The organism is Sphingosinicella sp. CPCC 101087 (assembly GCF_004151485.1).
Taxonomy (GTDB): domain Bacteria; phylum Pseudomonadota; class Alphaproteobacteria; order Sphingomonadales; family Sphingomonadaceae; genus Allosphingosinicella.
In genome coordinates this window covers 161,212-181,547 of record NZ_SBFF01000005.1, presented here as the reverse complement: position 1 = coordinate 181,547, position 20,336 = coordinate 161,212, and the positions used below count along the sequence as shown (strand labels likewise).

Here is a 20,336-nt window from a genome sequence, read left to right as displayed (position 1 = left end):
CCCGGCAGGAAGGTCCTCTTAATCTGAGCAGCCGAGCGCGTCGGCATTGCCTGCATAGTGGCGGCAGACGCAATGCCACGCTTCTTCCGCGGTCTCACAGAAGGTGAAGAGGTCGAGATCCTTCGGCGCGATCACCCCTTCGTCCACCAGCGCCTGAAAGTCGACGACCCGGTCCCAGAATTCGCGGCCGAAGAACAGGATCGGCATCGGCTTGATCTTCTGGGTCTGGACGAGCGTGAGCAGTTCGAAGGACTCGTCGAACGTGCCGAAGCCGCCGGGGAAAACCGCTACTGCGCGCGCGCGCAGCAGGAAGTGCATCTTGCGCAGCGCGAAGTAATGGAATCGGAAGCTCAGCTCCGGAGTCACATAATCGTTGGGCTGCTGCTCGTGAGGCAGGACGATGTTGAGGCCGATCGATTCATGCCCTTCGTCGGCGGCGCCGCGATTGGCGGCTTCCATGATCGACGGTCCCCCGCCGGAGCAGACCACGAACTGCTTTCGCCCTTCCGAATCAGGCGTCACCCGGCTCGCCAGCCGCGCCAGCTTGCGCGCCTCGTCATAATATCTGGACTTGGCCTTGAGCCGCTCGGCGATCCGCCGCTGGTGGTCCGTCGAGGCCGCCTCGATCAGGGAATCGGCCTTGGCAGGCTCGGGGATCCGGGCCGATCCGTAGAAGACGAAGGTGGAAGCGATTCCGGCTTCGTCCAGCAGCAATTCCGGCTTGAGCAGCTCCAGCTGAAATCGGACAGGGCGAAGATCCTCGCGCAGCAGGAAATCCATGTCCTGGAACGCAAGCCGGTAGGCGGGGCTGACGGTTTGCGGAGTCTCGGCCGCCTGGGCCGCGACCTCGGCTTCCTCACGGGCTGGATGGAAGACGCGCTTGGGGGGTATCGGGTCGGACATGGCCGCTAGGGCTCGAGCTGGGTTCTGGAGGTGGCCGTGATCGGCCGGGAAAGGCGGGTGGGAAGGAGAGAGCCGAAGGCCGGGCCAGGCAGCCCGGGCAAGGCGATCGAAGCCCCCAGCCGCCTCTCCCGGCCGACCGCGCAGCGGCGGGTTGGCTTTTGTCGCCCGGACGGCGTCGTTACGTCGGTCACGATGGATTCACCATCGCTCCCTCCTCGCTCCTTGCCTGACAACAAAATCGAACCCGTCACGACGACCGCCTCCAGCACCCAGTTCGAGCCCGGGCTTAGCGGCAATAGGGGCCGCGACCCATATCAAAATGCATGTGGTTATAGTGGTAGGCGTCCGAATCGGGGCCGAGGCCGATATTGAACCGGCGGCAGCCGCCCTGATGGATCGCCGGCAGGAACTGGCGGACGCGCTCGTCTCCGCCATTCCATCCTTGCTGGACCGTCACGCGCCGCCCGTCATCGAGGAGGAAAGCGGACACATCCACGGCGTTGGCATAAGCATGCTCGCTCAGGCGCGCGCCCGGGCGGCTGTTGACCGAGCGGCAGGCATAGGTGCCGAACGTCTCGATCCGCCGCACCGTCGTCCCGAGCCACTGCCGGGCGGCCGGCTGCACCGACTCCCGCGTCCATCGCGCGAACTGCCGAGCGAGCGGGCAGGTCATCGCGCCCAGATTGGTCACGGGAGTCCCGATCTCGAGCAACTGGACCGCGCCCAGCGCCGAGCAGCCATTCTCGAAGCGCCGGTCCTCGAGCGCCCGGAACTCGACCGAGTTCCTGGCGAGCTCGGCATGGCATTGCCGTGTAGCCGGATCCCGCGAATCGGCGCGCGCTTCCGGCGCGGGTCGGGACGACGGCGGACGCTGCCGGTCGCCGCCCGGAATACAGGCGGTCAGCACGACCAGCGCTCCCAAGACTATCCCCCACCGCACGGGATCATTGAATCGACTGGGCGCCGGCCGGTCAAGCCGCTTGCGCCGAAAAACGGCGGCGGGACGGTTGCCGGCCGCTTCCTGTTGACAGCGCGCCGGGAAACCTTAGGAACGCCAGCGGGCCACGCCGTCCCAACGCGGCGCGTGCTCTCTGCGAGGAGAGTTGAACAGTGACGAATGTAAAGCCGGACGTGCGACCCGCACGTCCTTATTTTTCATCCGGTCCGTGCGCGAAGCCGCCCGGCTGGACCCCCGCCAAGCTCCCCATCGGATCGCTCGGCCGTTCGCATCGGTCGAAGCTCGGCAAGGCGCGCCTTGCCCACGCGATCGAGCTGACCCGGCACATCCTCAAGGTTCCGGCCAGCCATCGGATCGGCATCGTCCCGGCCTCCGATACGGGCGCGGTGGAGATGGCGCTGTGGAGTCTGCTCGGCGCCCGGCCGGTGACAATGCTCGCCTGGGAGAGCTTCGGAGAAGGCTGGGTCACCGACGTGGCCAAGCAGCTCAAGCTCGACGCGACCATCGTTCGCGCGCCTTACGGCGCCCTGCCCGACCTGTCCTCGGTCGACCCGGCGACCGACACCGTCTTCACCTGGAACGGCACGACCTCTGGCGTGCGCGTTCCCGATGCCGGCTGGATCTCCGACGCTCGCGAAGGCCTGACCATCTGCGACGCCACGTCCGCGGCGTTCGCGATGGACCTGCCGTGGGACAAACTCGACGTCACCACCTTCAGCTGGCAGAAGGTGCTCGGCGGCGAGGGCGGCCATGGCGTCATCATCCTCGGTCCGCGCGCAGTCGAGCGGCTCGAAAGCTACAGCCCGGCCTGGCCGCTTCCGAAGATCTTCCGCATGACCAAAAGCGGTAAGCTGATCGAGGGGATCTTCAAGGGCGAGACGATCAACACGCCGTCGATGCTCGCGGTCGAGGACTATATCTTCGCCCTCGAATGGGCGGAGCTTCAGGGCGGCCTTTCCGCGCTGGTCGCCCGCGCCGATGCCAATGCCGCCGCGCTCGACGAGTGGGTATCGCGGACGGACTGGATCGAGCATCTTGCCGCCGACCCGTCCACCCGCAGCAATACCAGCGTCTGCCTGCGCTTCTCGGACGAGGTTGCGGCGACGCGCGACGCGGAGGGCCAGCAGGTCCTGGTCAAGAAGATGGCGTCCCTGCTCGAAACGGAGGAGGCGGCATTCGACGTCGCCGGCTATCGCGATGCGCCGCCCGGCATCCGCATCTGGTGCGGCGCCACAGTCGACACCGCCGACATAGAGGCGCTCGGACCGTGGCTCGATTGGGCCTACGAGAGCGCCCGCTCGTCACTCTAGCCGTCCACCGGGCGCACTTTACCCCACCCTCCATTCCATTCTGGATCTCCGGCCGAAGTCCATCCCGAGCTACGCCACGGGCGGCGCGAAGGACCGGGGACGCTGCAAGGAACAAGACACCATGCCAAAAGTGCTGATCTCGGATCAGATGGATCCGAAAGCCGCCGAAGTGTTCCGCGCCAACGGCGTCGAGGTGGACGAGAGGCCGGGCCTGTCCAAGGACGAGCTCAAGGCGATCATCGGCGATTATGACGGGCTCGCCGTCCGCTCCGCCACCAAGGTGACCGCCGACGTGCTGGAAGCCGCGACCCGGCTCAAGGTGATCGGCCGCGCCGGTATCGGCGTCGACAATGTCGACATTCCGGCCGCCACGGCGCGAGGGGTCGTGGTGATGAACACGCCGTTCGGCAATTCGATCACGACGGCCGAACATGCCGTCGCCCTGATGTTCGCACTGGCGCGCGAGCTTCCGGCGGCCGACCTCTCCACCCAGGCCGGCAAGTGGGAGAAGAACCGCTTCATGGGGGTCGAGCTCACCAGCAAGACGCTGGGCCTGATCGGCTGCGGCAATATCGGCTCCATCGTCGCCGACCGCGCCCTGGGGCTCAGGATGAAGGTGGTCGCCTTCGACCCCTTCCTGACCCCGGACAGGGCCGTCGACCTCGGAGTCGAGAAGGTCGACCTGGACGAGTTGCTGGCCCGTGCCGACTTCATCACGCTGCACACGCCGCTGACCGATCAGACCCGCAACATCCTTTCGCGCGAGAATCTGGCGAAGACGAAGCCCGGGGTGCGCATCATCAACTGCGCCCGCGGCGGACTGATCGACGAAGCGGCGCTGAAGGAGGCGCTGGAGAGCGGCCATGTGGCCGGAGCGGCGCTCGACGTCTTCGTCGAGGAGCCGGCCAAGGCAAACCCCTTGTTTGGCGTCCCCGGCCTGGTCGCCACGCCGCATCTCGGCGCCTCGACCACGGAGGCGCAGGTGAACGTCGCAATCCAGGTCGCCGAGCAGATGGCCGACTTTCTGATGCGGGGCGGCGTCACCAATGCGCTCAACATGCCGTCGCTCTCGGCCGAGGAGGCGCCAAGGCTGCGCCCCTACATGGAGCTGGCCGAGAAGCTGGGATCCCTGGTCGGCCAGGCCGAGGGGCGGCGCATCGCCGGCGTCTCGATCGAGGTCGAAGGTGCTGCCGCCGCGCTCAATCAGAAGCCGATCACCGGCGCCGTCCTGGCCGGGCTGATGCGAGTCTATTCGGACACGGTGAACATGGTGAACGCGCCGTTTCTGGCGAAAGAGCGTGGCCTCGACGTGCGTGAGGTCCGCCACGACCGCGAGGGCGATTACCATACCCTGGTCCGCGTGGCCGTCTCGACCCCGGACGGCGAGCGCTCGGTGGCCGGCACCCTGTTCGGCAATGCGGCGCCGCGGCTTGTGGACATGTTCGGCATCGCCATCGAGGCCGATCTCAACGGCGAGATGATCTATATCGTCAACGAGGACCGACCAGGCTTCATCGGCAGCCTCGGCACCGCGCTGGGGGAGAAGGGAGTCAATATCGGAACCTTCCATCTCGGCCGTCGGGAAGCCGGCGGGGAGGCGGTCGCGCTCGTGTCGGTCGACGGCCACATCTCCCCGGAAGTGGTGGCGCGGCTCGAGGCGCTGCCGGGCGTCAAGAAGGTCAAGCCGCTGCGATTCTAGGATCGGAACGCAGCGAAATGTGATAAGCGCTGGAGGTTGCTCATGAGGCAAAGGATCGTGGACCATGCGTCCCGTGCTCCTGCTCCTCGCGCTTCTTCTTGCCGGCCCGGCCGCTGCCCAGCAGCCGGAATGGCGGGCGGCGCGCGAATATGAGGTGCTGATGCGGCCGTTCGCCTTCGAGCCGAAAACGATCCGGCTCGAGGCCGGCCGGCCGGTCAGGCTGCGTTTCCTGAACCAGGGACAGGCGACCTACAGCTTCTCGGCCGGCGACTTTTTCCGAGCCGCCCATGTCCGCGCCCGTGATGCCGAGCTGATCGCCGACGGTCATCTGCAGGTTGCGCCGGGCGAGCAAAAGGTGATCGCCCTCGTTCCCGCCGCCGGCCGCTACCGCGCCCGAAGCGGCAACTTCCTTCACCGCCTGCTGGGGATGAGCGCCGAGATCGTCGTGCAGTGACGGCTTGAAGCAGACGCCCTGCCTTACCAATATAAGACAGTAGAGCCCCTCTTGTGCAGGGGAGGAGAATGGACATGGCGAAGGTGAAGATCCCCAAGCGCGTCGCAGGCGTGAAGGTCCCGAAGAAGGTCCGCAAACAGGCGCGCAAGGCGATCAAGGCGACGGAGAGTCCGGTCGTCCGCAGCTTCGCCGCGGCGGCGCTCGGCGCGATGGCGGAGGCGCGCGCAGCGCAGGCGGTCGCGCGTACGCTGCGCAATGGGCGCGAGCCCGGCCGAACGGTGGCGATCGACGGCGACAGGCTGGCCGAAACGATCCGGACCGCGGCGCTCGACGGCATGCGCCGCTTTCTCGAGGGCTTCGACGAGGGCATGCGCAAGGCGTCCCGCCGCCCGGCGGAAGACGAGGAAGTGAGCGAAGCGCCGCCTCGGCGAAAGGGTGCTACCGACGCTGGCGCTGCTGACGGATGATTCCGCCGCGCAGCTGACCCCGAACGGCGCCCGCCGGATGCGAGGCGGTGTGGACGTTCACATAGAAATCGTGCGACCGCATCACCAGCTCGCGGGCGAGCGGCTGGTCGACTACGGTGCAGCCTTCGCTGCGGCCGTTCGCGTCCGGGGTGGTCAGAGTGACGACGGGGGGCCCCGCGGTCCCCGCCGGGCCGCGATGGATGTGGGCGGCTGTCGCGGGATCGATCTGGCGCACGTAGAGATTCCAGCAGACTTGCGCCGCACGCGGATCGACGCGGATCTCGGCCGTGCCGGTTCCGTCCGCATCGCCCGGCCCCGGGACCTCCTGAACGCCGGTCAGCGTGACCGCAAGGGTTGCCCGCTGGTCTTCCGGCGCCGTCGCGCATCCGCTCGCCAGCAGCAGGGCCGCGGCGCCCACGCCCATCCTCAGATAGCGCATTCTCATTCTCCCTCTTCTTCCTCGATCCAGCGGCGCAGCAACGTATTGGCGATGGCGAAAGGCGGCGGCGCCAGGAAGGGCGCGTCCGGATCACCCGCGAGAGCGGCCGTCACGCCGGCCCGGTCGACCCACATCGCGTCCTCCAGCTCGTTGCGGTCCAGCACCAGCGCGTCGGATCGCGCATCGGCGAGGCAGGCGATCATCAGCGAGCCGGGAAAGGGCCAGGGCTGGCTCGCGACGTAACGGACATTGTCGACCGCTGTGCCCGCTTCCTCGATCAGCTCTCGCGCCACCGCTTCCTCGATCGATTCGCCCGGTTCGACGAAGCCGGCGAGCGCGGAGTAGCGCCCTTGCGGATATTGCGGCTGGCGGGCGACCAGCACCCGGCCCTCATGCTCGGCGAGCATGATCACCACCGGGTCGACGCGTGGAAAATGCTCGGCGCCGCAGCCGGTGCAGCGCCTGCCCCAGCCGGCGCGGAACGGACCGTTCGGCGCCCCGCAAATGCCGCAATATCGATGCCGATTGTGCCATTCGTTGAGACTGCGCGCGGCGCCCCAGATCGCGGCGTCGCGCGGGGCCATCAGCGCCAGCAAGCGAAAGACGCTCCAGGCCCGTTGACCGAACGCCTCCACCGCCACCAGCGGCGCGAACAACGGCGCGTCCCCGTCCATTCCGAGGAAGATCAGATCGGCCGCCTCTTCGCCGAGGGGCGACCAGAGCAGCCGTCCTTCCTCGTCGAGGACCGGATCGAGCTCGGCCAGGCGCAGCAGCCTCGCGCCCTCATGCTGCGCGAGCACCCGCAACGCCGTCTCGTCGAGCCTGAGCTGGTCGGCCCGGTCTATGCCGGCGCCCGTGAAACCCGGCGCTGTCATGCGGCGCGCCTCCACTCGCTGCCGCGCACGGCCAGCTTGGCGAACAAGGTCGGCAGGCCGGCCTCGCCGATCCGCTCTACCGGCCACCATATCCCTTCCGCGGGCGTGTCGGTCTCCGCGCAGAGCAGCCGCATGGTCAAGGCGAAATGGGTGAAGACATGGTCGACCGCCCCCGCCTCGCGCCATGCCGCCTCGGCCGGAGCGCCGTCGGTCGGCAGCGCCAGCATGCCGCCGAGCAGGCCTTTCTGTGGACGCCGGACCAGAAGCACGCGGCCCCTATGCTCCAGCCAGTAAGCGACGCCCTCGCGGCGCGGCCGCGCGGCTTTCGGCGCCTTCACCGGAAAGGCGCCCGGGTCGCCGGCCGCGTATCCGGCGCAATGGGGCGTGAGCGGGCAGCGTCCGCAATCGGGGCGGCGCGGCATGCAGACGGTCTGGCCGAGCTCCATCATCGCCTGGACGAAGTCGCCCGCATTTTCCTCCGGCGTCAGCCGCTCGGCATGGTCCCTGATTGCGGCGCGGGCGGAGGGGAGCGGCGCCTCGACCGCGAACAGGCGCGCGACCACCCGCTCGACATTGGCGTCCACCGCCACCGCACGGCGGCCGAAGGCGATCGCCGCTACCGCCGCGGCGGTATAGGCGCCGATACCGGGAAGGCGCCTCAACGCCGCTTCGTCTTCGGGAAAGCGCCCCCCAAGCTGATCCGCCACTATTCGCGCGCAGGCGAGCAGGTTGCGCGCCCGGGCGTAATAGCCGAGCCCCGCCCAGGCGGCCATGACCTCCCCGTCGGACTCCGCGGCAAGCGCCTCGACCGTCGGCCACCGGTGGACGAACGTCTCGAAATAGGGCCGCGCATGCGCGATCGTCGTCTGCTGCAGCATGACTTCGGACAGCCAGACCCGATAGGGATCCGGCGCCTTTCCGGGCCCGGCCCGCCATGGCAGCGACCGCTTATCCACAGCATACCAACATAAAAGCGCCTGGCAGGCATCGACGGGCATGGGGCGGCTATGCCATGCTTGCCGCAAGGTGAAAATGGCGTGACGAAAACGGGCGGTCCACGGAAAAAAGAGGCGGCAGCGCCGGCCCGTTCGCGCCGGATGCGGCAGGTGTCCGAGCTCCTCCCGGAGATCGGGGGTGCGGCGTTCCGCCGCTTCGGCTTCGTCCAGTCCTCTATCGTCAGCCGCTGGCGCGAGATCGTGGGGCCGCGCTACGCCGTCGTGTCCTCCCCGGAATCGATCCGCTTCCCGCCGGGGAAAAAAAGCGGCGGCGTGCTGACCCTCGTCGTGGAGGGCGCGCACGCGCCGATGATGCAGCATGTCGCCCCCGCGATCGTCGAGCGGGTCAATCGCTTCTTCGGCTATCCGGCGGTGAACCGCATATCGTTCCGGCAAGGCATCGTTCAGGCGGAAAAGGCAAGGGCACGGCCGGAGCCGTCGCTTCGACCGATACCGGCCGAGCTCGGCGATTCACTGCGCGAAGTGGCGGATCCGGAACTTCGCGCTTGCCTTGAATCGCTTGCGCGCGGGCTTTCGAGCGGCGAAGTGACGCCGGTGGTGACGATGATCCCGGTCGTCGGCAGAATAGGTGGAGAACGAAAGAGATGAAGGCGAAGCTCAGCACCGGCGCGGTCGCGCTGACCCTCTTCCTCAGCGGCTGCGGCGGCGAGGAAAGCGGCAATCTCAATGCCGCGGCCGCCAATGACGCGGCCCCGCTCACCCAGATCGCGGCGCCCAACAATGGCGACTGGACCCAGGTCGTCAGCGAGACGCCCGAGGGCGGCTATCGGATGGGCAATCCGGACGCGCCGGTGAAGCTGATCGAATATGCCTCGATCACCTGCCCCCATTGCGCGGTCTTCGCCGAAGACGCGACCCAGCCGCTCGAGAACGTCTTCGTCCGCAGCGGCCAGGTCAGCTACGAATATCGTCCCTTCCTGCTGTTCCCGTCCGATCCGGCCATCTTCATGCTGCTGCGCTGCCAGGGACCGACGCCCTTCTTCCGCCTGGTGGAGCAGCTCTATGCGACCCAGCAGGAATGGTCGGCGCGGCTGCAGACGCTGTCGCCCGAACGTGCCCAGCAGATCCAGAACATGGCGCCCACCGCGCAGGCGGCAGCGATCATCGAGGTCACCGAGCTGGCGCCCTTCTTCCGGCAGCGCGGAATGCCCGAATCGCGGATCAACAGCTGCCTCGCCGACACGAGCCAGCTGGAACGGCTCGCCGAGATCACCCGGCACGGCAGCCAGGAGAACAATGTCACCGGCACGCCCACCTTCCTGATCAACGGCGAGAAAGCCGACGTCGCGGAATGGCCGGAACTCGAGCGGCGGCTCCGCGCCGCGATAGACGGATAGTCGGATGGCCGGAGTCCGGTCCGCTGGCTTGACGCCGCAATGGCGCAAGGCGTGCGGGCGGCTCCGCAAGATCCGAGTGGAGGCCGAGACATGAGGAAGCACGCCTTTTTCTTCCTGGCGGCAGCGGCCCTGGCCGCAACCGCTTTCGTCGCCCCGGCGCAGCAAAGCCAGCGACCGGCGCAGCGCGACTGGACCCGCACGGTGGTTCAGACGCCGGAAGGGGGCTTTCGGATGGGCAATCCCGACGCCCGCGTGAAGGTCGTCGAATATCTCTCGCTGACCTGCCCCCATTGCGCCGATTTCTCCCGGACCGGCGGCGCGGCACTCATCGATCAATATGTGCGCAGCGGCCGGGCAAGTCTGGAGATTCGCAACTTCGTCCTCAATGGCGTCGACGTCACCGCCTCCTTGCTGGCGCGATGCGGAGGTGCCGACCTTTTCTTTCCGATCACAGGCCAGTTCCTCGCGGCCCAGGAAGAATGGATGGGCCGGATCCAGGGCCTTTCGCAGGCGCAGTGGGACCAGATATCCGCGCTCCCGCCCGACCAGCGGCTGCCGCGACTCGCCGAAGTGGGTGGACTGACCGACATCGCGGTGCGCCACGGCGTCTCCGCCCACCGGGCTCGCGCCTGCCTGACCGACGAAGCGGCCCTCGGACGGCTGGGGGAGATGGCGCGCGCCGCGAGCGGGAGCGGCATCAACGGCACGCCCACCTTCCTGATCAACGGTAACCGCGTCGGGGCCAACGATTGGGGCGGTCTCGAGCCGCTGATCCGCCAGGCCGCGGGCTAGACGGGAGACGGGGGGGGCCGAAGTGCAGGTAAAGCGTCTCAAGCTCTCCGGGTTCAAGAGCTTCGTCGAGCCGGCGGAGCTGAGGGTCGAACCCGGCCTGACCGGCATCGTCGGCCCGAACGGCTGCGGCAAATCCAACGTGCTCGAGGCGATCCGCTGGGTGATGGGCGAATCCTCGGCCAAGTCGATGCGCGGCGCGGGCATGGACGACGTCATCTTCGCCGGCACGGCGCTTCGGCCTTCGCGCGACTTCGCCGAGGTTTCCATGCTCGTCGAGCGGCAAGCCGAAGACGTAGGCGGCGACGCCAGCGTCCCCGCCGGCGAGGTCGAGATCACCCGCCGCATCGAGCGGGGCGCCGGCTCGGCCTATCGGGTCAACGGCCGCGACGTGCGGGCAAAGGACGTCGCCTTGCTGTTCGCCGACGCCGCCACCGGCGCGCACAGCCCGGCCCTGGTCAGCCAGGGCAAGATCAGCGCGGTGATCGCCGCCAAGCCGACGGAGCGGCGCCTTCTGCTCGAGGAAGCGGCGGGGATCTCCGGGCTGCACGTCCGGCGCAAGGACGCCGAGCAGAAGCTGCGAGCGGCGGAAACGAATCTCACGCGCATCGACGAGATGCTTTCCGACATGGAGCAGCGCGGCGCCGCGCTCAAGCGGCAGGCACGCGCCGCCGAGCGCTACCGCAAGCTCTCCGAACAGATAAGGATCGCCGAAGGCCGGCTGGTCTACGCCCGCTGGAAGGAAGCGGCAGAGGCGGCGGAAGCGGCGAAGAAGGAGGCGCAGGTTGCCGAGACGGCCGTCCAGCGGACTGCCGAAGCGCAGCGCGCCGCCGCCGCCTGGCAGAATCAGGCCGCCACCGAGCTGGCGGACAAGCGCAAGGCGGCGGAAGCGGCACGCGAGCGCGCATCCGAGCTTGGCCACCGGCTTGCCACGCTGCGGGCGGAACGGGACACTGTGCGCCGCCGCATCGACGAGCTGGCCGACCGGCGAAGCACGCTCGCTGCCGACCGGATGCGCGAGGAGGCGCTGCGTGCCGACGCGGCCGCCGCGCTCACCCGGCTCGACGAGGAATTGGCGGGGATCGCGAATCGTCTCGCCGATGCGGAGAGGCGACGGGGCACGATCGAGATTCGCACGGTCGAATTGCAGGATTCCGCTCGCGAGGCCGAATCGGCCCTCGGCAAGGCTCGGGCCGTGCAGGCGGCGGAGCAGGCGGAGGCGCGGGTTGCACAAGCGGCGCTAGAGACCGCGCGCCAGAAGCTCGCGCGCGTCGAGGCCGAAGCACGGAAGCTCGAAGAGCAAATCGGATCGCTTGGCGACGAAGCGCCACTCGTCGAGGCGCTGGAGGCGGCGCGAACGCGGCGCAAGGAAGCCGAGGCCCGTCTCGAGCAAGCGGGCGAGGCGATCGGCGCGGCCGAAGCTTCGCGCCAGCAGGCCGCGGCCGCTCGCGATGCGGCGGAGAGCGAGGCGGCCGCCGCGCGCGCGGCGCTGGCGGCGCTGCAGTCCGAAGCCAAGTCCCTGGTCAAGGCGCTGGAAAATTCCGGCGGTGACCGCGCCATCAATCACGTCAAGGCGGAGGCCGGCTATGAGCGGGCGCTCGCCGCCGCTCTGGGGGACGATCTCGATGCCGCTCTGGGCGACGACGGCACGCGGCGCTGGGCCGGCGCCGAGCCCGCCGACGACGACCCAAACCTTCCGCCGGGCTGCGAGAGGCTGTCGGACCGTGTCCAGGCGCCGTCCGCTTTGCTTCGCCGGCTTCGCCAGATCGCCGTCGCCGACGGGGATGACGGGTCGGCCTTGCTGGCCGTCGGCCAGCGGCTGGTCACGCGCGAAGGCCGGCTGCGTCGCTGGGACGGCTATATCGCCACCGGCCTCGGCGCCGCCGCCGCAGAGCGCCTGATCCGGGTCAACCGGCTCGCCGAGATAGAAGCGGCACTGCCGCGATCCGCCGCCGCCGTCGAGGCGGCCGAGGAGCGAACCCGGCAGGCTCGCGTCGCGATGGACGCCGCCCGCGATGCCGCCGACGCGGCGCGACGCAGCGAGACGCAGGCCGCCGCCGCCATTCGCGAGGCGAATCGTGACGAAGATGCGGCGACGGTCGAGATGGAGCGGCTGGAGCTCCGCCGCACCGGCCTCGCGGAGCGCGCGCAGCGGGCCCAGGCCGATGTCGGCGAGGCCCGCCGCAGCTTCGATGAAGCAGAATCCTTATGGGCCACCCTGCCCGATCCGGCGGTGACCGAGACTCGGGTCGCCGAGCTTCGGGCGGCGGCCGAAAAGGCGCAGCAGGCGCTGGCCGAGGTCCGCGCCGAGGCTGCAACCCATGCGCGCGCCGTGTCCGCCGATCGTCAGCGCGCAGAGGCCGCCACGCAGGAGCAGGCCGAGTGGCGGACCCGCGTCGCCGAGGCCGAGAAACGGCATGAGGCGTTCGGCCGCCGGATCGCCGAGGCCGAGGCCGAGGCACAGCGCCTAGCCGAGGCGCCGGAGGACCTGGAGCGACGGCTCCAAGCCTTGACGAACGAATCGATCGACGCCTCCGAGGCCGCGCAGGCCGCGGCGGCGCACGAGCGCGACGGCGAGGAGAGATTGCGGCAGGCAGGGGCCCGCCTCGCCGAAGCCGCGGAAGCGCTTGCGGCCGCGCGGGAGGCCCGCGCCGGCGCTGCCGCTCGCGCCGAGAATCAGGAAAGCCGCCGCGCCGAGATGGCGCGCATCTCCGGCGAGAAGTTCGAATGCCCGCCGCCACTCCTTCCCGAGAAGCTGGGCTTCGCGGAAGCGGAGATCGCCGAAGTGGCGGTCGAGTCGGCACGGCTCGACCGGCACGTCCAGGAACGCGAACGGATCGGACCGGTCAATCTCGTCGCCGAGACCGAACTCGCCGAGCTCGAGGAGAATCGCGCCGCCTCCCAGGCAGAGCGCGAAGAGCTGGGCGTCGCCATCCACCGCCTGCGCGGCTCGATCGGCAGCCTCAACCGGGAGGGGCGCGCGCGCCTGCTCACCGCCTTCCAGGAAGTTGATCGCCATTTCCGCAGCCTGTTCACGACCCTCTTCGAGGGCGGCCAGGCGCATCTCGAGCTGGTCGAATCCGACGATCCGCTGGAGGCCGGCCTCGAAATCATGGCGCAGCCGCCGGGCAAGCGCCTCTCCGCCCTCACCCTCCTTTCGGGCGGCGAGCAGGCGCTGACCGCGGTCGCTCTGATTTTCGCCTTGTTCCTCACCAATCCGGCGCCGATCTGCGTCCTCGACGAGGTCGACGCGCCGCTGGACGACGCCAATATCGAGCGGTTCTGCGACCTGCTCGACCGGATGGTCGGCGAAACCGAGACACGCTATCTCATCGTCACCCACAATGCGGTGACGATGAGCCGGATGCACCGGCTGTTCGGCGTGACGATGATCGAGAAGGGCGTGAGCCGCCTCGTCAGCGTGGATCTGGGCGGCGCCGAGAAGCTGCTGGCGGCAGAGTAGGCCCAGCCCTCCTGTCGGCCGACGAGCGGCAGGATTACGATCTTCGATTATATTGACCCGGGCGGGCCGCGGCGCGTTCGTTTGCGTGCGCTTTCCGTGGCACGGAGCTAGGAGACATGATGGACGTGCCGAACCGCAACGCCCTTTACGTCCCGCCCTTTCCGCGGCGCACTGCCGGGCCGGTGCCGGTCTGGCGGGGCTTCTTCGGCGAGCGGGCGCGCACCGCCGTCTACGGGTGGTCGCAACGCGCCTTCGAGCTCGACTATTTCAAGCGCAACGTGTTCGGCCACAATGTCCATATCCCGCTGCACCCGGACCTGGTGCAACACGTCCTGCTCGACAATGCCGCCAATTATGTGAAACCCGACCTCGTCAAGAAGCTGCTCGTCCCGACCATCGGACGCGGCCTGCTGAGCTCGGACGGGCCGCTGTGGCGCGAGCAGCGCCGGATCGTCGCCGCCAATTTCGCGCCGGCCGCAGTCGATACGCTGGTTCCCGCCTTCGCGGGCGCCGCCTCGGCGGCGGCGGAAGGATGGGATCGAGGCGGGGTGCGCGACATGGCCGCGGAAGCGACCGCAACGACCATGCGGGTGATCTCCGACACCTTGTTCGCCGGCGACCCGCGTCTGACCACCGATGCCGCGATGGCCCATATCACCGCGGCGCTCGAAGGTGTGAGCGAGGCGCGGCTCCAGGTGCTGCTCGGCCTTCCGCTGATCCCGTTGAGCCTTCGCGGCCTCGCCGGACGGCGTGGGCAGCGATTCCTGCGCTCGACGCTGACCGCCGTGGTACGCGATCGCCTGCCGGACGGCGGGCCGGACGATTTCCTCGGAAAGCTCATCCGCGCGCTCAATGAAAGATTCGAGCCCAGGGAAGCGCTGGCGCTCGCGGTCGACAATGCCGCGACCTTCTACCTGGCGGGGCACGAGACGACGGCCAATGCGGTCACCTGGGCCTTGTTCCTGCTTTCCGAGCAAGCCGAGCTGCAGGAGCAGACGGCACAGGAGGCGCGCAAGGCGATCGCCGTCGGCAGCCAGGATCCCGAGCTGCCCGACCGCCTGCCGCTGCTGCGCCGGCTGCTCGAGGAATCCTTGCGCCTCTATCCGCCCGTCCCGCGCTTCGACCGCCAGGCGGTGGAAGCCGACCGGATCGGCGAGTCCGAGGTCGCGCCCGGCGACTTCATCTCGATCTGGCCCTGGCTCATTCATCGCCATTGCAAGCTCTGGGACGAGCCCGACGCTTTCGATCCGGACCGCTTCGCCGCCGGCCGGGTCGAACGCCATCGGTTCCAATATCTCCCGTTCGGCGGCGGGCCGCGCCTGTGCGTCGGCGCCCGCTTCGCCATGGCCGAGGCCCTGACGGTGCTGGCGCACTGGCTGGCGCGGTGGCGGTTCCAGCCCGTTCCTGGGCGCGAGGTCCGGCCGTCGGGGATGGTGACGCTTCGCCCGGCCGGCGGCCTGCCGCTCCGGATCAGCCCGGTTTCTTCCGGCTGATGTCGATGGCGCCGAGCTTGCGGCCCGCTTCGCTGTCCTCGATCAGAGTTGCGAGCCGCCGCGCCCGCGTCTCCGGCCGCTTGGCGCTCGTGACCCAGTGCAGCGCCATCCGGCGATAGCCGGGCGGTCTCTTCTCCCAATCCGCCCAGGCTGCCGCGTTCTTCCTGAACAAGCCGGTTTCCTCGGGAGAAAGCGCGCTCGGTTCGCTTTCGTAGGAATAATGGCTCCGATTCTCCCGGCCGCCGGCGAAGGCGCGCGCGCCCGCCTCGGTCATCCGGCCCGCCGCCTTCAACGCCTCGAAACGCTCCACATTCACCTTGCTCCAGATGCTGCCGGGCCGCCGCGGCGTGAAGCGTATCATGTAGCTGTCGGCGTCCAGCGACTTGCGCACCCCGTCGATCCAGCCGAAGCACAAGGCCTGATCGCGCGCCTGCGGCCAGTCGATCGAGGGCTTGCCGCTTCCTTTCTTCCAGAAGCCGACCAGCAGCTCGTCCGCTCCGGCGTGATTGGCGGCGAGCCAGCGGCGGAAATCCGCCTCGGTCGCGAAGAAGGCCGGGGTCTTGCTCACCTACATCGTCCTTCGATACGATGATCAGGTCCCCGTGTGCCCGCACATGGCTGCGGCATACCGGGGAAATTCGCACCTGATCATGTCGCCGACCCTTGCGGCTACTCAGGATGAGCGGAAAAGGGAATGGAAGCTCGTCCCAGTCCTTCCGACTTTGACGAAATCGTCATTGCGAGCGCGCCGACGCAATCCAGTGCAATGGTCGAGTCTCGCTGGATTGCTTCGTCGCCACGCTTTTCGCAATGACCATCCTGGTCGGCATCACTCCGCCGGCTGGGGGACCGGCTCGGCGCGTCCGCGCCGCTTGCGCTTCAGCTTCGCGCGCCAGCCGCGGCTGCGCAGCCACATGACGATGCCGGTGACCGCCAGCACGGCCGGGATGATCCCGCCGATGAAGATGATGGTCTGCCACAGCCAGCCCATGCCGACGCCGTCGTGCCAGCGCCGCATCAGCCGTGCCGTCGTTTCGGCGCGCGGCGGCCGCGGCGGCGTGACCTCGCCGCCCGCATCGGCCACCTCGACCTCGGCCGCGCCGCGTTCGCGGGCGAAGCCGACCTTCCATTCCGGTGCCTGGTCGGTCGGCCAGCCGATGCTGACCAGGGGCCCGGTGGCGTGCGGGCGGGCGAGCTCGAGTGCGCGGTCCGGGCTGGTCTGCGGATCGGCAAGCGGCCGCGCGCGCATGGCCCGCATCCGATCCGCGCCGCCTCCATTGCTCTTGCCCTTGGGCCGGCTCGCCTCGAACTGCCCGAAAAATGCCGGGAAGGAGATCCATGCGCCGGTGAAGGAGAGCATCGCCAGCGGCAGCAATATCCAGAAGCCCGTCTGGTGATGCAGGTTGGCATTGGTCGAATTCTGCCGCTTCCAGCGCAGACCGCGCCGCCAGCTGCCCGTGATCGGCCACCATAGCCACAGGCCGGTGAGGCACGAGACGAGCATCGCCACGCCCACCCACCCGACGATCTGCCGGCCGAGGCCGGGAATCATAAGGCTGCCGTGGAGGACATGGAGGAAGCGAACCGCGCCTTCGTTGCTGGCCGCCACGTCGAGTACCCGTCCGTCGGCCGGGTCGAGCCAGACGTTGGTCCGGACCGGCCGCCCCTCGCCGGGCTGCGGCGGCCTCGCCGCGACCACCTGGACCGGCCCCTCCCCCTCGGCATAGCGGATCGACATGACCTGCTCGCCCGGCCCAAGCGCCTGGCCTGCGGCGGCCGCATAAGCCGAGGGCGAAAGCTCCGGAGGACCGCTGACTGCGTGGCGAGCGGGGTTCAGCGTCTCGTCGAGCCAGTCGTGCCAGACCAGAGCGGAGCCGGTCAGCGACACGGGAATGATGAGGACGGCCAGAATGAGGCCGATCCATTTATGGATCTGGAGCCAGAGGCCGCGCAGCCGCAGGGTGGTCGATCGGGCCATGGACGCTCTTTCTAGCTGTCCGCCCAGCGGCGGAGCAGGTTGTGGTAGATCCCGGTAAGACGGATGATCTCCCGGTCGTCCTGCCCTCGATCGGCGGCGATCGACTGGATCGACCGGTCGAGATCGAACAGGAGGGTCCGCGCGGCGTCGTCCCGAACCATTGACTGCACCCAGAAGAAGCAGGCGATGCGGGCCCCGCGCGTGACCGGCTCGACGCGGTGCAGGCTCGAGGCGGGATAGAGGAGAAGGTGGCCGGCCGGGAGCTTGGCGGAATGGACTCCGAAATTGTCCTCGACCGTCAGCTCGCCGCCTTCATAGCTGTCCGGCTCGGCGAGGAACAAGGTGGCCGACAGGTCGCTGCGCACCCTGAACTCGCTCTCGCGGTGGATTCGCACGGCGTTGTCGACATGGACGCCGAACTCGCCGCCCCCTTCGTAGCGGTTGAACAGAGGCGGGAAGATCTTGAGCGGCAGGGCCGAGGCGATGAACAAGGCCGACCGCCCGAGCGCGTCCAGCACCAGCTTGCCCGCCTCGCGCGCCACCGGGCTGTTCTCCGGAAGCTGCAGGTTGCGCTTGGCGAGCGCGGATTGGTGCCCCGATGTCGCATTCCCGTCGACCCATTCGGCGGCGTCGACGAGGGACCGGACGCGCGCCACCTCCTCCTTGGTGAGCAGGTCCGGGACGGCGATCATCATCGATCCGAAGCCTAGCAGCTCAGAAGCTGTAGAACAGGCTCAACACCGCGGACCGCGCCTCGCCCGGCGTCGCCCAGCCGCCGGTGATGCGGCCGGTATCGCCGTTCACATTGTTGCGGACGCCGGTGAAGTAGCGCTCGTCGGTGAAGTTCTGCACGTTGAGCTGGGCGGTCAGGCCGTTACCGAAGGCGTACGCCAGAAAGGCGCGGTGGATCAGGAAATCGTCGGCGAAATATTGCGTGCGCTGCAGCAGGTTGCGCTGATGGGTGGCGAAGCGGCCCTGATAGGTGAGGCCGTAGCCAACCTCGAGCCCGAACGGCAACCGGTAGGTGGTGAACAGGCTGCCGGAATGGCGCGGGGTCTGGATCAGCCGGTCGCCGGCCTGCGGATCTGGCAGGTCCACGCTGTTGTCGCAGTCCGTCGACCCGGGATTGACCAGGCAGAAGTCGGAAACGCTCTGCCGCACCTCCGAGTCCAGATAGGTGTAGTTGGCGAAGATCGACCAGACCGGCGTGATGTAGCCGGTGGCGCCCAGCGCGATTCCGTCCACCCGCGAGCGGCCGTCGAGCACCTGCGGATCCGGCACGCCCGGTTCATTGGAAGGCACGCGGAAGTTGCTGCGCTCGTTGCGGAAGAACGCGGCGGTGAGCTGCAGGCGGCGGCCGAACAAGTCGGCCTTGGCGCCGATCTCGTAATTGCGGGCCGTCTCCGGCGCGACGTCGCAGAAGTCGACAAGTCCGGCTCCGGACCCGCTGGTACAACCGGCGCGAACGGTGGCCGAAGAGGGTGTACGCGAATTGGCAAAGGCGGCGTAGAGGCTGGTAGACGGACTCGGCTTGAAGACCACACCCAGGCGGTAGGAGAACAAGGTCTCCTCGCTGCGCCGCGGCGCCAAATCGGCCCCGGTCGGCGGATTGGTGCCCGGCGGGTAGAATGGCAGCGGCAGGACCCGGAAGTCCGCCTCGTTGCGTTCGAGCCGCACCCCGCCGTTCAGTTCGAACATCTCCCCGATCTCGAGCGTGTCGAACGCGTAGACGGCGGCGTTCCAGCTGTCGCTGCGCGACCGGGCGGTCACCGTATAGTTGATCGGGCCGGCATAGATGCCTGAGGGATTGGAGATGCTCTCGATCGGCAGCGGCGTTGCCGCCGATCCGTCCGCATTGCGCGGCAGCGACGCCGTCTCGATCCGATAATCCTCCCAGGTCATCGATCCGCCGACCACCAATGTGTTGCGCAGGCGGCCGTTCTCGCCCGACACGAAGGTGAGATCGGTCTGGTTGTGGATCAGCTGATTCTCCTGATCGCGGACCAGGCCGCGCGGGCCGGAGGGCTGCCAGAAACCGGGCGCCAGGCCGTCCGGGCAGGCAAGGCCGACCGTGTCGGTGGGGTTGGCGACCGGCTGCCGCCCGGTGGTCGACAGGCAGAAGGTCCCCTGCGGCGCGCTCGTCTGGCTGTACTGGCCGACACGCTGCCAGCGGGTGAGGTTGCGGACCGCTACATTCGGCGCGAATTGGTGGTGAAAGGTCGCGGTCAGGCGGTCGACCGTGATCTCCTGCAGGTCGAGGTTGCGATAGCCGAAATAGTCGCTGTCGTTCGCCTCCTCGAGCGGGCCCTCGTTGATCTGGTTCAGGTAGAAGGGGACGCCGTAGACCGGGACATTGTCGTCCTCCTGGTGGAGATAGGCGAGCGTCAGGCTGGTCGCCCCGCCGATGCCGAGGGTGATCGCCGGCGCGACGCCCCAGCGCTCATATTCCTCGAAGTCCCGGCCGGGAAAGTCGTTGCGGTGGACCATCGCGTTCAGCCGGACCGAGACGAAGTCGGACAGCCGGCGATTGGCGTCCACCGTTCCGCGATAATATTCGTCGGTGCCGACGCTCGCCTGGAGAATGGTGAGATTGTCCGTCTGCGGGACCTTCGAGACAAGATTGATCGTCCCGCCGACCGAGCCCGATCCGTTGAAGACCGAATTGGCGCCGTTATAGACCTCGATCTGCTGCAGGTTGAACGGGTCGGTGCGGCTGTACTGGGCGCTGTCCCGCACCCCGTCGACGGTGATGTCGTTATTGGCGCTGTAGCCGCGCAGGTTGATCGAATCGCCATAGCCGCCGCCGCCCTCGCCGGCGCCGAAGGTGATCCCCGGGATGGTCGTCAGCGCATCGCGCAGCGTCAGTAGGTTCTGCCGACGAAGAGTCTGATCGCTGATGACGGTAACCGTCTGCGGGGTGTCGAGCAGTGGTGCGGTCGCCTTGGGCGATTCCAGCTCGGGGTCGCCCAGCGTCCCGGTAACGATGATGTCCGGATTGCCGCGTTGCTGGACGTCGGTCTGCGCATCCTCGGCGAGCGCCGGCGACGACATGAAGCCGACGCATCCAAGCGCCAGGAAAACCGGCGCAGCGACGCCCGTCCGGGTCCTAACCAGATCCACTATTTGTCCCCTTATCCCGGCAATCTTCTCGCCTG

Annotated in this window: 18 protein-coding genes; 9 read left to right on the top strand and 9 right to left on the bottom strand. The window is 68.5% G+C overall.

The window, feature by feature from the left end; genetic code table 11:
* Positions 1–18 precede the first annotated feature (18 nt).
* Both EKM57_RS09610 and EKM57_RS09605 read right to left on the bottom strand, forming a co-directional pair.
* Complete coding sequence (locus EKM57_RS09610; protein WP_129792284.1) at positions 19–903, bottom strand: LOG family protein; 885 nt, start codon at positions 901–903, stop codon at positions 19–21.
* A 286-nt stretch (positions 904–1,189) separates the two neighbouring features.
* Positions 1,190–1,825 (bottom strand): extensin family protein, encoded by a 636-nt coding sequence (locus EKM57_RS09605; protein ID WP_243450967.1) that lies wholly within the window; start codon positions 1,823–1,825, stop codon positions 1,190–1,192.
* 188 nt (positions 1,826–2,013) lie between these two features.
* On the opposite strand from EKM57_RS09605, the gene EKM57_RS09600 reads away from it, so the two are divergent.
* The 4 genes from EKM57_RS09600 (at position 2,014) to EKM57_RS09585 (ending at position 5,791) form a co-directional block, all read left to right on the top strand.
* Positions 2,014–3,171, top strand: coding sequence for a phosphoserine transaminase (locus EKM57_RS09600; RefSeq protein ID WP_129792282.1), 1,158 nt, complete (start codon positions 2,014–2,016; stop codon positions 3,169–3,171).
* A 121-nt stretch (positions 3,172–3,292) separates the two neighbouring features.
* Complete coding sequence (serA, locus tag EKM57_RS09595; protein ID WP_129792281.1) at positions 3,293–4,870, top strand: phosphoglycerate dehydrogenase; 1,578 nt, start codon at positions 3,293–3,295, stop codon at positions 4,868–4,870.
* A gap of 64 nt (positions 4,871–4,934) precedes the next feature.
* A complete protein-coding gene (locus EKM57_RS09590) occupies positions 4,935–5,324 on the top strand; it encodes a cupredoxin domain-containing protein (RefSeq protein ID WP_129792280.1) in 390 nt (129 codons plus the stop codon).
* A gap of 74 nt (positions 5,325–5,398) precedes the next feature.
* The gene (locus EKM57_RS09585; RefSeq protein ID WP_129792279.1) at positions 5,399–5,791 is read left to right on the top strand and encodes a hypothetical protein; all 393 of its coding nucleotides are present in this window, start codon (positions 5,399–5,401) and stop codon (positions 5,789–5,791) included.
* Here EKM57_RS09585 and EKM57_RS09580 read toward each other — a convergent pair.
* The 3 genes from EKM57_RS09580 to EKM57_RS09570 are packed head-to-tail and all read right to left on the bottom strand — an operon-like array spanning position 5,763 to position 8,103.
* Positions 5,763–6,230, bottom strand: a complete 468-nt coding sequence (locus EKM57_RS09580) for a CHRD domain-containing protein (RefSeq protein WP_165357313.1) — start codon at positions 6,228–6,230, stop codon at positions 5,763–5,765. The genes EKM57_RS09585 and EKM57_RS09580 overlap by 29 nt on opposite strands.
* A 2-nt stretch (positions 6,231–6,232) precedes the next feature.
* The gene (gene nudC, locus EKM57_RS09575; RefSeq protein ID WP_129792277.1) at positions 6,233–7,105 is read right to left on the bottom strand and encodes an NAD(+) diphosphatase; all 873 of its coding nucleotides are present in this window, start codon (positions 7,103–7,105) and stop codon (positions 6,233–6,235) included.
* Positions 7,102–8,103, bottom strand: coding sequence for an A/G-specific adenine glycosylase (locus EKM57_RS09570; protein ID WP_129792276.1), 1,002 nt, complete (start codon positions 8,101–8,103; stop codon positions 7,102–7,104). Before EKM57_RS09570 ends, nudC begins: the two co-directional genes overlap by 4 nt.
* Positions 8,104–8,202: 99 nt before the next feature.
* On the opposite strand from EKM57_RS09570, the gene EKM57_RS09565 reads away from it, so the two are divergent.
* The 5 genes from EKM57_RS09565 (at position 8,203) to EKM57_RS09545 (ending at position 15,203) form a co-directional block, all read left to right on the top strand.
* On the top strand, positions 8,203–8,709 hold the full coding sequence (locus EKM57_RS09565) for a DciA family protein (protein WP_129792275.1): 507 nt from the start codon (positions 8,203–8,205) through the stop codon (positions 8,707–8,709).
* Complete coding sequence (locus tag EKM57_RS09560) at positions 8,706–9,458, top strand: thioredoxin domain-containing protein (RefSeq protein WP_129792274.1); 753 nt, start codon at positions 8,706–8,708, stop codon at positions 9,456–9,458. Before EKM57_RS09565 ends, EKM57_RS09560 begins: the two co-directional genes overlap by 4 nt.
* Before the next feature lie 90 nt (positions 9,459–9,548).
* Positions 9,549–10,250: a thioredoxin domain-containing protein gene (locus EKM57_RS09555; protein ID WP_165357311.1), complete on the top strand. Its 702-nt coding sequence runs from the start codon at positions 9,549–9,551 to the stop codon at positions 10,248–10,250.
* A 22-nt stretch (positions 10,251–10,272) separates the two neighbouring features.
* Positions 10,273–13,710 carry a chromosome segregation SMC family protein gene (locus EKM57_RS09550; protein WP_129792272.1) on the top strand — a complete coding sequence of 1,146 codons (3,438 nt, stop codon included), beginning with the start codon at positions 10,273–10,275 and terminating at the stop codon, positions 13,708–13,710.
* Between the two features lie 116 nt (positions 13,711–13,826).
* Positions 13,827–15,203, top strand: coding sequence for a cytochrome P450 (locus tag EKM57_RS09545; protein ID WP_129792271.1), 1,377 nt, complete (start codon positions 13,827–13,829; stop codon positions 15,201–15,203).
* Here EKM57_RS09545 and EKM57_RS09540 read toward each other — a convergent pair.
* The 4 genes from EKM57_RS09540 to EKM57_RS09525 form a co-directional block, all read right to left on the bottom strand.
* Positions 15,181–15,771 carry a YdeI family protein gene (locus EKM57_RS09540; protein ID WP_129792270.1) on the bottom strand — a complete coding sequence of 197 codons (591 nt, stop codon included), beginning with the start codon at positions 15,769–15,771 and terminating at the stop codon, positions 15,181–15,183. The two genes, EKM57_RS09545 and EKM57_RS09540, sit on opposite strands and share 23 nt — an antisense overlap.
* A 261-nt stretch (positions 15,772–16,032) precedes the next feature.
* Entirely contained in the window at positions 16,033–17,181 is a 1,149-nt protein-coding gene (locus tag EKM57_RS09535; protein ID WP_129792269.1) for a PepSY domain-containing protein, read from the bottom strand.
* An 11-nt stretch (positions 17,182–17,192) separates the two neighbouring features.
* The gene (locus EKM57_RS09530; RefSeq protein ID WP_129792268.1) at positions 17,193–17,876 is read right to left on the bottom strand and encodes a Fe2+-dependent dioxygenase; all 684 of its coding nucleotides are present in this window, start codon (positions 17,874–17,876) and stop codon (positions 17,193–17,195) included.
* Between the two features lie 19 nt (positions 17,877–17,895).
* On the bottom strand, positions 17,896–20,232 hold the full coding sequence (locus EKM57_RS09525; protein WP_243450981.1) for a TonB-dependent siderophore receptor: 2,337 nt from the start codon (positions 20,230–20,232) through the stop codon (positions 17,896–17,898).
* Between the last annotated feature and the right edge of the window lie 104 nt (positions 20,233–20,336).

Coding starts and splice junctions, on each gene's coding strand:
- EKM57_RS09570 (WP_129792276.1), bottom strand. CDS start 8,103: ATGCCCGTCGATGCCTGCCAGGCGCTTTTATGTTGGTATGCTGTGGAT.
- EKM57_RS09565 (WP_129792275.1), top strand. CDS start 8,203: ATGCGGCAGGTGTCCGAGCTCCTCCCGGAGATCGGGGGTGCGGCGTTC.
- EKM57_RS09590 (WP_129792280.1), top strand. CDS start 4,935: ATGCGTCCCGTGCTCCTGCTCCTCGCGCTTCTTCTTGCCGGCCCGGCC.
- EKM57_RS09610 (WP_129792284.1), bottom strand. CDS start 903: ATGTCCGACCCGATACCCCCCAAGCGCGTCTTCCATCCAGCCCGTGAG.
- EKM57_RS09585 (WP_129792279.1), top strand. CDS start 5,399: ATGGCGAAGGTGAAGATCCCCAAGCGCGTCGCAGGCGTGAAGGTCCCG.
- EKM57_RS09530 (WP_129792268.1), bottom strand. CDS start 17,876: ATGATGATCGCCGTCCCGGACCTGCTCACCAAGGAGGAGGTGGCGCGC.
- nudC (WP_129792277.1), bottom strand. CDS start 7,105: ATGACAGCGCCGGGTTTCACGGGCGCCGGCATAGACCGGGCCGACCAG.
- EKM57_RS09545 (WP_129792271.1), top strand. CDS start 13,827: ATGATGGACGTGCCGAACCGCAACGCCCTTTACGTCCCGCCCTTTCCG.
- EKM57_RS09580 (WP_165357313.1), bottom strand. CDS start 6,230: ATGCGCTATCTGAGGATGGGCGTGGGCGCCGCGGCCCTGCTGCTGGCG.
- EKM57_RS09560 (WP_129792274.1), top strand. CDS start 8,706: ATGAAGGCGAAGCTCAGCACCGGCGCGGTCGCGCTGACCCTCTTCCTC.
- EKM57_RS09535 (WP_129792269.1), bottom strand. CDS start 17,181: ATGGCCCGATCGACCACCCTGCGGCTGCGCGGCCTCTGGCTCCAGATC.
- EKM57_RS09555 (WP_165357311.1), top strand. CDS start 9,549: ATGAGGAAGCACGCCTTTTTCTTCCTGGCGGCAGCGGCCCTGGCCGCA.
- serA (WP_129792281.1), top strand. CDS start 3,293: ATGCCAAAAGTGCTGATCTCGGATCAGATGGATCCGAAAGCCGCCGAA.
- EKM57_RS09525 (WP_243450981.1), bottom strand. CDS start 20,232: ATGTCGTCGCCGGCGCTCGCCGAGGATGCGCAGACCGACGTCCAGCAA.